Annotated in this window: 9 protein-coding genes; all 9 read left to right on the top strand. The window is 60.5% G+C overall.

Annotation, left to right across the window (positions count from 1 at the left end):
* Positions 1-79: 79 nt before the first annotated feature.
* The 9 genes from rnr (at position 80) to ACYASU_RS20585 (ending at position 13,315) form a co-directional block, all read left to right on the top strand.
* Entirely contained in the window at positions 80-2,698 is a 2,619-nt protein-coding gene (gene rnr, locus ACYASU_RS20625; RefSeq protein WP_463583879.1) for a ribonuclease R, read from the top strand.
* A complete protein-coding gene (rlmB, locus tag ACYASU_RS20620) occupies positions 2,695-3,444 on the top strand; it encodes a 23S rRNA (guanosine(2251)-2'-O)-methyltransferase RlmB (RefSeq protein ID WP_463583878.1) in 750 nt (249 codons plus the stop codon). The genes rnr and rlmB overlap by 4 nt, the downstream gene beginning before the upstream one ends.
* Positions 3,445-3,716: 272 nt before the next feature.
* Complete coding sequence (rpsF, locus tag ACYASU_RS20615) at positions 3,717-4,139, top strand: 30S ribosomal protein S6 (RefSeq protein WP_065987796.1); 423 nt, start codon at positions 3,717-3,719, stop codon at positions 4,137-4,139.
* 28 nt (positions 4,140-4,167) lie between these two features.
* Entirely contained in the window at positions 4,168-4,398 is a 231-nt protein-coding gene (rpsR, locus tag ACYASU_RS20610) for a 30S ribosomal protein S18 (protein WP_037015707.1), read from the top strand.
* Positions 4,399-4,436: 38 nt separating this feature from the next.
* Entirely contained in the window at positions 4,437-5,333 is an 897-nt protein-coding gene (locus ACYASU_RS20605) for a hypothetical protein (RefSeq protein ID WP_463583877.1), read from the top strand.
* Between the two features lie 19 nt (positions 5,334-5,352).
* Positions 5,353-5,799 (top strand): 50S ribosomal protein L9, encoded by a 447-nt coding sequence (gene rplI, locus ACYASU_RS20600; RefSeq protein ID WP_122533812.1) that lies wholly within the window; start codon positions 5,353-5,355, stop codon positions 5,797-5,799.
* 149 nt (positions 5,800-5,948) lie between these two features.
* Complete coding sequence (dnaB, locus tag ACYASU_RS20595; RefSeq protein WP_065987793.1) at positions 5,949-7,346, top strand: replicative DNA helicase; 1,398 nt, start codon at positions 5,949-5,951, stop codon at positions 7,344-7,346.
* A 127-nt stretch (positions 7,347-7,473) separates the two neighbouring features.
* On the top strand, positions 7,474-9,774 hold the full coding sequence (locus ACYASU_RS20590) for a YgiQ family radical SAM protein (protein ID WP_282367766.1): 2,301 nt from the start codon (positions 7,474-7,476) through the stop codon (positions 9,772-9,774).
* A 247-nt stretch (positions 9,775-10,021) separates the two neighbouring features.
* Positions 10,022-13,315, top strand: coding sequence for a transglutaminase family protein (locus ACYASU_RS20585; protein WP_463583876.1), 3,294 nt, complete (start codon positions 10,022-10,024; stop codon positions 13,313-13,315).
* The last annotated feature ends 4 nt before the right edge of the window (positions 13,316-13,319 follow it).

Raw genomic sequence — 13,319 nt, 5'->3', positions numbered from 1 at the left:
GTCCCAGCAAATGCTGTCTTCGCGTTTCAATCTGGTATATGCCAAACTAATTACATCCAGATAAGGTGAACTCATTCTAATGGCCGATTGGCAGTCCCTCGATCCCGAGGCCGCTCGTGAAGCGGAAAAATACGAAAACCCCATCCCTAGCCGTGAGCTGATTCTGGCGCACCTTTCCGAGCGCGGTTCGCCCGCCGCCCGTGAGCAGTTGGTGGAAGAGTTTGGCCTCACGACTGAAGATCAGATCGAGGCCTTGCGGCGTCGGCTCCGCGCCATGGAGCGCGATGCGCAACTGATTTACACCCGCCGCGGCACGTACGCGCCGGTCGACAAGCTGGACCTCATTCTGGGCCGCATCAGCGGTCACCGTGACGGCTTCGGCTTCCTGGTGCCAGATGACGGCTCCGACGACCTGTTCATGAGCCCTGCGCAAATGCGTCTGGTGTTCGATGGCGACCGTGCACTGGCGCGCGTCTCGGGTCTGGACCGTCGCGGTCGCCGGGAAGGCGTGATCGTCGAAGTCATTTCCCGTGCACACGAAACCGTGGTGGGTCGCTACTTCGAAGAAAGCGGCATCGGTTTCGTCCAGCCGGACAACCCAAAAATCCAGCAAGAAGTGCTGATCACCCCAGGCCGTAACAACGGCGCCAAGATCGGTCAGTTCGTCGAGGTGAAAATCACCCACTGGCCGACACCGCGCTTCCAGCCCCAAGGTGACGTGGTTGAGGTGGTGGGCAATTACATGGCGCCCGGCATGGAGATCGATGTCGCGCTGCGTACCTACGACATCCCTCACGTCTGGCCTGAGGCTGTGCTGAAAGAAGCCGCCAAGCTCAAGCCTGAAGTGGAAGAGAAGGACAAGGAAAACCGCGTCGATCTGCGTCACCTTCCGTTCGTGACCATCGACGGTGAAGATGCCCGCGACTTCGACGACGCCGTTTTCTGCGAAGCCAAGCCCGGCAAGCTGCGCCTGTTCTCCGGCGGCTGGAAGCTCTACGTGGCGATCGCCGACGTGTCGAGCTATGTGAAGCTTGGCTCGGCGCTCGACGCTGAGTCTCAGGTTCGCGGCAACTCGGTGTATTTCCCCGAGCGCGTGATCCCGATGCTCCCTGAACAGCTGTCCAACGGCCTGTGCTCGCTGAATCCGCTGGTTGATCGTCTGGCAATGGTTTGCGAGATGACCATCTCCAAAACCGGCGAGATGACTGACTACGTTTTCTACGAAGCCGTGATCCACTCCCATGCGCGTCTGACCTACAACAAGGTCAGCTCGATGCTGGAGCATTCAAAAGCCGCCGAAGCCAAGCAGCTGCGCGAGCAATACGGCGACGTCGTGCCGCACCTGAAGCAGCTTTATGCGCTGTACAAAGTGCTGCTGGGCGCCCGGCACGTTCGCGGTGCCATCGATTTTGAAACCCAGGAAACCCGGATCATTTTCGGGACCGAGCGCAAAATCGCCGAGATCCGCCCGACCACTCGCAACGATGCGCACAAGCTGATTGAAGAGTGCATGCTTGCGGCGAACGTGGCGACTGCAGCGTTTCTCAAGAAACACGAGATCCCTGCCCTGTATCGCGTCCACGACGGTCCGCCGCCCGAGCGTCTGGAAAAGCTGCGCGCCTTCCTCGGCGAGCTGGGTCTTTCCCTGCACAAGGGCAAAGACGGCCCGACGCCGAAGGATTATCAGGCGCTGCTCGAAACCATCAAGGACCGTCCGGATTACCACCTGATCCAGACTGTCATGCTGCGTTCGTTGAGTCAGGCGGTGTACAGCTCTGATAACCATGGCCATTTCGGCCTGAATTACGAAGCGTATACCCACTTCACCTCGCCGATTCGTCGCTACCCGGACTTGCTGACTCACCGGGCGATCCGCAGTGTGATCCGCTCCAAGCAGGAAACGCCGCACGTTCGTCGTGCCGGTGCTCCCGTCATTCCGAAAGCGCGCATCTACCCGTACGACGAAGCGATGCTCGAGCAGTTGGGCGAGCAGTGCTCGATGAGCGAACGCCGTGCCGATGAGGCCACCCGCGACGTCACGAACTGGCTGAAATGCGAGTTCATGAAAGACCGCGTTGGCGAGTCGTTCCCGGGCGTGATCACGGCTGTGACCGGCTTTGGTCTGTTCGTCGAGCTGACCGATATCTATGTCGAAGGCCTGGTTCATGTCACCGCATTGCCGGGTGATTACTACCACTTTGATCCGGTCCACCATCGTCTGGCCGGCGAGCGCACAGGCCGCAGCTTCCGCCTGGGCGACACCGTTGAAGTGCGTGTCATGCGTGTTGATCTTGACGAGCGCAAAATCGATTTCGAAATGTCCGAGAAAACCACCAGCGCACCGATTGGCCGCAAGCGTCGGACGTCAGAGCCTGCCGCGGCAGAGAAGGGCAAGGATTCCAAGGAGTCCTCGTCTGCTTCCAAGTCCGGTCGCCGGACCGCGAAAGAGCCTGTTGCCGAGGCTTATCGGCCAAGTGATGCGGCTGCCAAGAACGCAGAAGTGCGCAAAAGTCGTGAAATGAAGAAAGCGCTGCTGACTGAAGCCAAGGGTGGTAGCAAGGCATCGTCGGGAAAGTCGACGAGTGATTCCGCTGGCGCTTCCGGTAAGTCGAGCAAGCACCGCAAGGGTTCGTCGAAATCGGGCTCGGCTTCTTCCGCAAGCAGTGGCAGCGTTCGCAAACCTAAGGCCAAGTCATGAGTCAGCTGGAAAAAATCTACGGTGTTCATGCCGTAGAGGCGCTGTTGCGTCATCACCCGAAGCGGGTCAAGCAGATCTGGCTGGCTGAAGGGCGCAGCGATCCACGGGTTCAGGTGCTCATCGAGCTCGCTGCGCAGAACCGCGTGTCGGTGGGGCAGGCCGAGCGCCGCGAAATGGATGCCTGGGTTGAGGGCGTTCACCAGGGCGTGGTGGCAGATGTCAGTCCGAGCCAGGTCTGGGGCGAGGCGATGCTCGACGAGCTGCTCGACCGCACCGAAGGTCCGCCGCTGATTCTGGTGCTGGATGGCGTCACCGATCCGCATAACCTGGGCGCCTGCCTGCGGACCGCCGATGCGGCCGGTGCGCTGGCGGTGATCGTGCCGAAAGACAAGTCCGCGACTTTGACCCCGACCGTGCGAAAAGTGGCGTGCGGCGCGGCTGAGGTTATTCCCCTCGTGGCCGTGACCAACTTGGCGCGTACGCTGGAAAAACTCCAGCAACGCGGCCTGTGGGTTGTCGGTGCCGCAGGTGAGGCCGAGCAAGAGTTGTATCAGCAGGACCTGACTGGCCCGACCATCCTGATCATGGGGGCTGAAGGCAAAGGCATGCGCCGCCTGACCCGCGAGCATTGCGATTATCTGGTACGTCTGCCGATGGCGGGCAGCGTCAGCAGCCTCAACGTTTCGGTCGCGACAGGCGTCTGCCTGTTCGAAGCCCTGCGCCAGCGCGCGGCTGCCAAGAAGTAGTTGTCAGTAGCGAACTGCAAGCTGCAAGCCTCAAGCTCGAGCCAGTCACGCTCTGGCTTGTAGCTTGTAGCTTGTAGCTTGTAGCTTGTAGCTCAAAGCCATTGTTCAAATATTCACCAATCTCCTTGCGCCCCTCCGACCCCTTCTCTACAATCGCGTCCCTTGCTGTCATGGCAGGCGCTCATGTGCCTGTTCCTGTGCAAGATAAACCAGTGTTATTCACTCCTTGTCTGACCGCTTTGGCGGCAGGCTACAACCCGTAAGGAGCATTCATGCGTCATTACGAAATCATCTTTCTGGTTCACCCGGACCAGAGCGAGCAAGTCGGCGGCATGGTAGAGCGTTACACCAAGCTGATCGAAGAAGACGGCGGCAAGATCCACCGTCTGGAAGATTGGGGCCGTCGTCAACTGGCCTACGCAATCAACAATGTTCACAAGGCTCACTACGTGATGCTGAACGTTGAGTGCACTGGCAAGGCTCTGGCCGAGCTGGAAGACAACTTCCGTTACAACGATGCCGTGATCCGTAACCTTGTCATCCGTCGCGACGAAGCTGTTACTGGCCAGTCCGAAATGCTCAAGGCTGAAGAAAACCGCAGTGAGCGCCGTGAGCGTCGCGACCGTCCTGAGCACTCCGACGCCGATGGCGCCGATGGTGATGACAGCGACAACAGCGATAACGCTGACGAGTAATCCACGGACCTTTTGAGGAGCCCATTACATGGCACGTTTCTTCCGTCGTCGTAAATTCTGCCGCTTCACAGCTGAAAATGTGAAGGAGATCGATTACAAAGATCTCAACACCCTGAAAGCCTACGTATCTGAAACCGGCAAGATCGTTCCTAGCCGCATTACTGGTACCAAAGCTCGTTATCAGCGTCAGCTGGCTACCGCTATCAAGCGCGCCCGCTTCCTGGCCCTGTTGGCCTACACCGACAGCCACGGCCGCTGAGACCAGGTAGTCGACAAACGCAGTAAGGGATAGATCGCATGCGCGCCATGGCTGAATTCATCATGCGCGGCCGCATGCAGGCCACTCTCGTAGTGGTTGGATGTGCGGCATTGCCGCTGTTGTTCTGGTTGAGTGCTGCCGCAGGTTGCCTTGTGCTCCTGCGACGCGGGATGAGTGACGCCTTAGGCGTCCTCGCCTGGGCTCTGCTGCCGGCTTTGGTCTGGTGGTATTTCGGTGAACCCCGCACCCTGATGGTGTTGCTGGGTTCTTGGGGGTTGGCCGCCGTGTTGCGCGCCAGCGAGTCCTGGGTCCGCGTGCTGCTGGTCAGCGTAGCGGTTGGATTGTTGTATGCAGTGGTTCTGGGCGCGGTGTTTCGCGAGCCCATCGAGGCCATGGCGGGGGAGCTGCAAAAGCTCTTGCCCCACGTCTTCGGTGATGTCTACCAGCAGATGTCGGTAGAAGAGCGAGCGCGTCTGGGGGCACTGATTACACCCGTCCTCAACGGCCTGATTGCAGCGTTGTTGCAGATCGTCAGCGTGGTATGCCTGATCCTTGGGCGGTACTGGCAGGCGTTGTTGTATAACCCGGGCGGTTTCGGGCGCGAATTTCGCAGCCTCAAACTCCCGCGGGCACCGATGCTGGTGCTGCTGGTGTGCATGTTGGTGGGGCCGAACTTCGGTCCTCAACTGGCGATGCTGACACCGTTGTGCAGCGTACCGCTCATGTTCGCGGGCCTGGCCCTGATTCACGGTCTGGTGGCTGAAAAGCGCCTGACACGGTTCTGGCTGGTGGGGTTGTACGTCACGCTGTTGCTGTTCATGCAGCTGATCTATCCGTTGCTGGTGGTGATTGCCATTGTCGACAGCCTGATTGATTTTCGCGGCCGTCTGGCGTCGAAAGATGCCGATAACGGTTCTGCGAACGGTGAAGGTTAAAGTTAAGAGGTTTTACCAAATGGAACTCATCCTGCTGGAAAAAGTCGCCAACCTGGGCAACCTGGGCGATAAAGTAAACGTTAAGGCTGGCTACGGTCGTAACTTCCTGCTGCCTTTCGGCAAAGCAACCGCTGCAACCGCTGCCAACGTGGCCGCGTTTGAAGAGCGTCGTGCTGAGCTGGAAAAAGCTGCCGCCGAGAAGAAAGCTTCTGCTGAAACTCGTGCTGCCCAACTGGCTGAGCTGGAAGTGACCATCACTGCCACCGCTGGTGACGAAGGCAAGCTGTTCGGTTCGATCGGTACTCACGACATCGCTGACGCACTGACCGCCTCTGGCGTTGAAGTGGCCAAGTCTGAAGTTCGTCTGCCGAACGGCACCATCCGTAACGTTGGCGAATACGACGTAGCCGTGCACCTGCACAGCGATGTTGAAGCTACCGTTCGCGTTGTTGTTGTAGCTGCTTAAGCAGTATGGTTTCTGCGCTTCGGTGCAGAAGTCTGACCGACTGACGACTCGCTCCTCGGTCGGTTAGCATTGGGCACGTTCCTGTTCGCAGGTCGTGCCCTTTGTCATTTCTGAGTATCCTGATTCAACCCCCTGATTTCCGTGTGGCCATGAACGACATCTCCGCTCCCGAGCAATATGATCTGCAAACCGCTGCCCTGAAGGTGCCGCCGCATTCCATCGAGGCCGAACAGGCCGTGCTCGGTGGTTTGATGCTGGACAACAACGCCTGGGAGCGCGTGCTTGATCAGGTGTCGGATGGCGATTTCTATCGTCATGACCACCGTCTGATATTTCGCGCCATCGCCAAGCTGGCGGATCAGAACCAACCGATCGACGTCGTCACCCTGGCCGAGCAGCTCGACAAGGAAGGCCAGACCTCCCAGGTCGGCGGCCTGGGTTACCTGTCGGAACTGGCGAAGAACATTCCGTCCGTCGCGAACATCAAGGCCTACGCCCAGATCGTTCGTCAGCGCGCGACGCTGCGCCAGTTGATCGGCATCAGCACCGAGATTGCCGACAGTGCGTTCAACCCGGAAGGGCGCACCGCTGAAGAGATTCTCGACGAGGCCGAACGGCAGATCTTTCAGATTGCCGAAGCGCGACCCAAGACGGGCGGCCCGGTCAGCGTCAACGACCTGCTGACCCGCGCGATTGACCGCATCGATACGCTGTTCAACATCGGCGACGGCATCACTGGCCTTTCCACGGGCTACGCCGACCTGGATGAAAAGACCAGCGGTTTGCAGCAGTCTGACCTGATCATCGTCGCAGGCCGTCCGTCGATGGGTAAGACCACCTTCGCGATGAACCTTGTGGAAAACGCGGTGCTGCGCAGCGACAAGGTGGTTTTGGTCTACTCGCTGGAGATGCCAGGCGAATCGCTGATCATGCGTATGCTTTCGTCGCTGGGCCGTATCGACCAGACCAAGGTGCGTTCCGGTCAGCTGGATGACGATGACTGGCCGCGACTGACGTCGGCGGTCAACCTGCTCAACGATCGCAAGCTGTTCATCGACGACACGGCTGGCATCAGCCCGTCGGAGATGCGTGCGCGTACGCGGCGTCTTGTCCGCGAGCACGGCGACATCGGCCTGATCATGATCGACTACCTGCAGCTGATGCAGATCCCTGGCTCGAGCGGGGATAACCGGACGAACGAGATTTCCGAGATCTCCCGTTCCCTCAAAGCGCTCGCCAAGGAATTCAATTGCCCGGTGGTCGCGCTGTCCCAGCTGAACCGCTCCCTTGAGCAACGTCCCAACAAGCGCCCGGTGAACTCCGACTTGCGGGAATCCGGAGCGATCGAGCAGGACGCCGACGTCATCATGTTCGTGTACCGGGATGAGGTGTATCACCCCGAGACCGAACACAAGGGCATCGCTGAAATCATCATCGGCAAGCAGCGGAACGGCCCGATCGGGTTCATTCGGCTTGCGTTCATCGGCAAGTACACCCGCTTCGAAAACCTCGCGCCGGGCAGTTACAACTTTGATGATGATGAGTAGGTAGCCGGTTCAGGGCTAACCACTAATCCGACCTGTGCCGTCGGATTTGATCAAAATTTGTGCTATTCTCCGCGCCCGCGAATTTCCAAGCGAAAATCGCCCCCAGACACGAACACTGGTCATCGATATGCAAGCAGCCAAGCCGTTATTTGACTATCCGAAGTACTGGGCCGAATGTTTCGGACCAGCGCCTTTCCTGCCCATGAGCCGGGAAGAAATGGATCAGCTTGGCTGGGATTCCTGCGACATCATCATTGTCACGGGTGATGCCTACGTCGATCACCCGTCGTTTGGCATGGCAATCATCGGCCGGCTGCTGGAGTCCCAGGGCTTCCGCGTCGGGATCATTGCGCAGCCTGACTGGAAGTCAAAAGACGACTTCATGAAGCTCGGCGAGCCGAACCTGTTCTTCGGCGTCGCGGCCGGCAACATGGATTCGATGATCAACCGCTACACCGCCGACAAAAAGATTCGCTCCGACGATGCGTACACGCCGGGCGGTATGGCGGGCAAGCGTCCGGACCGTGCGAGTCTGGTCTACAGTCAGCGTTGCAAGGAAGCCTACAAGAACGTGCCGATCGTTCTGGGTGGCATCGAAGCATCGCTGCGCCGCATCGCTCACTACGACTACTGGCAGGACAAGGTTCGCAACTCGATCCTGATCGACGCGTGCGCCGATATCCTGCTGTACGGCAACGCCGAGCGAGCCATCGTCGAAGTGGCCACTCGCCTGTCCTATGGCGAGACGATCGAAAGCATCACTGACGTGCGCGGCACGGCATTCATTCGTCGTGATACGCCGGAAGGCTGGTACGAAGTCGACTCCACGCGTATCGACCGTCCAGGCAAGATCGACAAGATCATCAACCCGTACGTGAACACTCAAGACACCCAGGCCTGCGCCATCGAGCAGGAAAAGGGTGACGTCGAGGATCCGAACGAAGCGAAGGTCGTGCAGATTCTGGCGAGCCCGCGCATGACCCGCGACAAGACGGTCATCCGGCTGCCGTCGATGGAGAAGGTCCGTAACGACCCGGTTCTGTACGCTCACGCCAACCGCGTCTTGCACCTTGAGACCAACCCGGGCAACGCCCGCGCGCTGGTCCAGAAGCACGGCGAAGTCGACGTCTGGTTCAATCCGCCGCCCATTCCGATGACCACCGAAGAAATGGACTACGTGTTCGGCATGCCTTATGCGCGCATCCCGCACCCGGTGTACGGCAAGGAGAAGATCCCGGCCTACGACATGATCCGTTTCTCGGTGAACATCATGCGCGGCTGCTTCGGCGGCTGTACGTTCTGCTCGATCACCGAGCACGAAGGCCGGATCATCCAGAACCGTTCCCACGATTCGATCATTCGCGAAATCGAAGAGATCCGTGACAAGGTCCCCGGCTTCACCGGCGTGATTTCCGACCTCGGCGGTCCGACGGCGAACATGTATCGCATCGCTTGCAAGAGCCCGGAGATCGAGTCCGCGTGCCGCAAGCCGTCGTGCGTGTTCCCTGGCATCTGCCCGAACCTGAATACCGATCACTCGGCATTGATTCAGCTGTACCGCAGCGCCCGTGAACTGCCCGGCGTGAAGAAGATTCTGATCGCCTCCGGTCTGCGTTACGACCTGGCTGTCGAATCGCCCGAGTACGTCAAGGAGCTGGTCACCCACCACGTCGGCGGTTACCTGAAGATTGCGCCTGAGCATACCGAAGAAGGTCCGCTCAACCAGATGATGAAGCCGGGCATTGGCAGCTATGACAAGTTCAAGCGCATGTTCGAGAAGTACTCCAAGGAAGCGGGCAAAGAGCAGTACCTGATTCCTTACTTCATCGCGGCCCATCCGGGCACGACTGACGAAGACATGATGAACCTCGCGCTGTGGCTCAAGGGCAATGGCTTCCGTGCGGATCAGGTGCAGGCGTTCTATCCGTCGCCGATGGCCAGTGCGACGGCCATGTACCACTCCGGCAAGAACCCGCTGCGCAAGGTCACGTACAAGAGCGACTCGGTCACCATCGTCAAGAGCGAAGAGCAGCGCCGTCTGCACAAGGCGTTCCTGCGCTACCACGATCCGAAGGGCTGGCCGATGCTGCGTGAAGCGCTGGAGCGAATGGGCCGTGCCGATCTGATCGGGCCGGGCAAGCATCAGCTGATCCCGCTGCACCAGCCGGAAACCGACACCTATCAGAGCGCGCGCCGCAAGAACTCGACGCCGGCCGGTAGCCACAAGGTTGCCAGGACCACCAAGATCCTGACGCAGCACACCGGCTTGCCACAACGCGGCAGCGACGGCAGCAAACCTTGGGACAAGCGCGAAGAGGCCAAGGCCGCGGCGGCTGCTCGTAACAAGCAGGCAGCCAAGGATCGCTCGGATGCGGCCAAACCCGGCAAAGGCAAGAAGCCAACGCGTCAGCCGGTCTTTCCACGCTAACGCCCTCGCGCCAACGCTTCTTCGCTCCACCAAAACGCCAGCTTTCGAGCTGGCGTTTTGCATTCCGGTGCAAATAACCCCACCCGCCTCATTTCCGTGCGACCCTTGCACCATTCGTTGAAGCGGGCGCGATTTTGGTGCTGTGCTTGGCTGAACAAGCTACCTCCACGCCGGAGGCGCCTGATTTGCCGGGGTGGCATAAGTCTTGCGCAGCTCCGTTACCGTCCAGGCTCGCAGGAGGCACGCCGTGTCGATTCACATTGCCTTGCACCATGTCACGCATTACCGCTACGAACGCGCGGTTGAGCTGGGTCCGCAGATTGTCCGCTTGCGCCCGGCGGCCCACAGCCGCACGCGCGTGTTGTCGTATTCGCTGAAAGTCCTTCCTGAAAACCACTTCATCAACTGGCAGCAGGACCCGCAGGGTAATTACCTGGCGCGGTTGGTGTTCCCGGAAAAGACTGACGAGTTGCGCATTGAAGTGGACCTGGTCGCCGAAATGGCGGTGTTCAACCCCTTCGATTTCTTCCTTGAGCCCTACGCCGAGAAGATCCCGTTCACCTACGCCCGCGAAGAGCATCATGAGCTGCAGCCCTATCTGGAAAAGCTGCCGCTGACCCCAAGATTCCAGGCGTATCTGGACAGCATCGACCGCACGCCGATTCCGGCGATCGACTTTCTGGTCGGCCTCAACCAGCGTCTGGCCAATGACATCGGTTACCTGATTCGTATGGAGCCGGGCATTCAGACGCCGGAATACACCCTGGAAAACGCTTCCGGTTCCTGCCGCGACTCCGCCTGGTTGCTGGTCCAGTTACTGCGACATCTGGGTTTGGCTGCGCGGTTTGTGTCCGGGTATTTGATTCAGCTCAAGGCCGATGTCAAAGCGCTGGACGGACCATCCGGCACCGACGTTGATTTCACGGATTTGCACGCCTGGTGCGAGGTGTATCTGCCCGGCGCTGGCTGGGTGGGCCTTGACGCTACGTCCGGCTTGTTTGCCGGTGAGGGTCACATTCCGCTGGCGTGCAGCCCCGAGCCGTCTTCAGCGGCGCCGATCAGTGGCATGGTCGAGCCCTGCAACACCGAGTTCACCCACGAGATGTCGGTGCAGCGCATCTGGGAGGCGCCCCGCGTCACCAAGCCCTACACCGAAGAGCAGTGGCAGGACATTCAGGCGCTGGGCCGGCAGATTGATAACGACCTGATGGCACACGACGTGCGCCTGACCATGGGCGGCGAGCCGACCTTTGTGTCCATCGACGACCGTGACGGCGATGAATGGAACACCGCCGCACTGGGGCCGAAGAAGCGTCTGCTCTCGGCCGAGCTGTACCAGCGCATGCGAGATCATTACGCGCCCCAGGGCATCGTTCATTTTGGTCAGGGCAAGTGGTACCCCGGTGAGCAATTGCCGCGCTGGTCGCTGAACTGTTTCTGGCGCCGGGACGGGCAACCGGTGTGGCGCAACAACGCGCTGGTCGCTGACGAAACTCGGGACTACGGCGCCGACAGCGAGATGGCGGGCAGTTTCCTGCGTAGCGTGGCCGAGCGGCTGAAGCTGCCGGCGCGCTACGTTTTCCCGGCCTACGAAGACCGTTTCTATTACCTGTGGCGTGAGGGCGCGCTGCCGAAAAACGTCAGCGCCGAAGCGTCGCGTCTTGAGGACCCCCTTGAACGCGAGCGCCTGCGCAAAGTGTTTTCCCAAGGGCTGGACACCATCATCGGCCACGTGCTGCCGCTGGCGCGAACCGCCGCCGACGATCATTGGCAGAGCGGTCGCTGGTACCTGCGCGACGAGCATTGCCGTCTGGTGCCGGGGGACTCCGCGCTGGGCTATCGCCTGCCACTGGCTTCCCAGCCTTGGGTCAAGGCTGCCGAGTATCCCTACATCCACCTGACCGACCACAATCAGACATTTGCCGAGTTGCCCGACCGCGACGAAGTTCAGTCGCGACTGGACGGCTTGGCAGAGCAGAGCGACCCGGGCGTCGAGCGCGAACCCGAGATCGACGAGTCCGCCGATTGGCTGACCCGCACCGCCTTGAGTGCCGAGGCGCGGGGCGGGCGGTTGTATCTGTTCATGCCGCCGCTGCAATCCCTTGAGGCCTATCTGGAACTGGTCGCCGCCATCGAAGCGACGGCCGAGGACATGCGCTGCCCGGTGTTGCTGGAAGGGTATGAGCCGCCGAGCGATCCGCGTCTGGCGAACTTCCGCATTACCCCGGATCCGGGCGTGATCGAAGTGAACGTGCAGCCGTCGTCCACCTGGGATGAGCTGGTCGAACGCACCGAGTTTCTCTACGAACAGGCGCGCCTGACCCGGCTGACCACCGAGAAATTCATGATCGACGGGCGCCACACCGGCACCGGCGGCGGCAACCATTTTGTCCTCGGTGGCGCGACGCCGGGCGACTCGCCCTTCCTGCGCCGACCGGATCTGCTGCGCAGCCTGTTGAGTTACTGGCATAACCACCCGTCGTTGTCCTACTTGTTCTCCGGATTGTTCATCGGCCCGACCTCCCAGGCGCCGCGGGTCGACGAAGCGCGCAACGACTCGTTATACGAGTTGGAAATCGCCTTCTCGCAAATGCCCGCGCCGGGCGAAGAATGCGCGCCGTGGCTGGTGGACCGGCTGCTGCGCAATCTGCTGATCGACGTGACCGGCAACACCCACCGCGCGGAATTCTGCATCGACAAGCTGTACTCGCCCGACGGCGCTACTGGCCGCTTGGGCCTGCTGGAATTGCGCGCATTCGAGATGCCGCCCCACGCACGCATGAGTCTGGCGCAGCAGCTGTTGCTGCGGGCACTGGTCGCGCGTTTCTGGCGCGAACCCTATGCACCGGCGAAACTGGCGCGCTGGGGTACCGAGCTGCACGACCGCTTCATGCTGCCGCATTTCATTGAGCAGGATTTCGCCGACGTCATCGCCGAGCTCAACAGCGCCGGTTATCCCGTGCGCGCGGAGTGGTTCGCGGCGCATCTGGAGTTTCGCTTTCCGAAGGTCGGCGATTACACCGTCAGCGGTATCGAGCTGGAGCTACGCCAGGCCCTGGAGCCGTGGCACGTGCTGGGCGAGGAGGGTGCAGCGGGTGGCGCCGTTCGTTATGTGGACTCATCCCTTGAGCGCTTGCAGCTGAAGGTCACCGGCCTGCCGCCGCAGCGTTACATGCTCACCTGCAATGGCGTGCCGGTGCCGCTGCGGCCGACCGGGCGCGTGGGCGAATTCGTCGCGGGGGTGCGTTATCGCGCCTGGCAGCCGACCAATGCCTTGCAGCCTACGATCCCGGTGCATGCGCCGCTGGTTTTCGACATTCTCGACACCTGGATGCAGCGTTCGCTGGGGGGCTGCGAGTATCATGTCGCCCACCCTGGCGGGCGCAATTACGAAACCCTGCCGGTGAACGCCAACGAAGCGGAAAGCCGACGTCTGGCGCGGTTTTTCCGGGTGGGCCACAGCCCCGGCAAACTGGAGGTTCCTGTTCTGACCCTCAACGATGAACTGCCGATGACCCTGGATTTGCGCCTGCATCGGTAATCGC

It is taken from the genome of Pseudomonas sp. HP_12 (assembly GCF_055283955.1).
Note: the sequence above shows the minus strand (reverse complement) of the source record. Positions and strands in the feature narration are given on the sequence as shown.

Excerpts from the sequence above, each read along its gene's own strand:
- rpsF (WP_065987796.1), top strand. The coding sequence starts at position 3,717 with ATGCGTCATTACGAAATCATCTTTCTGGTTCACCCGGACCAGAGCGAG.
- rplI (WP_122533812.1), top strand. The coding sequence starts at position 5,353 with ATGGAACTCATCCTGCTGGAAAAAGTCGCCAACCTGGGCAACCTGGGC.
- ACYASU_RS20590 (WP_282367766.1), top strand. The coding sequence starts at position 7,474 with ATGCAAGCAGCCAAGCCGTTATTTGACTATCCGAAGTACTGGGCCGAA.
- rlmB (WP_463583878.1), top strand. The coding sequence starts at position 2,695 with ATGAGTCAGCTGGAAAAAATCTACGGTGTTCATGCCGTAGAGGCGCTG.
- ACYASU_RS20605 (WP_463583877.1), top strand. The coding sequence starts at position 4,437 with ATGCGCGCCATGGCTGAATTCATCATGCGCGGCCGCATGCAGGCCACT.
- dnaB (WP_065987793.1), top strand. The coding sequence starts at position 5,949 with ATGAACGACATCTCCGCTCCCGAGCAATATGATCTGCAAACCGCTGCC.
- rpsR (WP_037015707.1), top strand. The coding sequence starts at position 4,168 with ATGGCACGTTTCTTCCGTCGTCGTAAATTCTGCCGCTTCACAGCTGAA.
- rnr (WP_463583879.1), top strand. The coding sequence starts at position 80 with ATGGCCGATTGGCAGTCCCTCGATCCCGAGGCCGCTCGTGAAGCGGAA.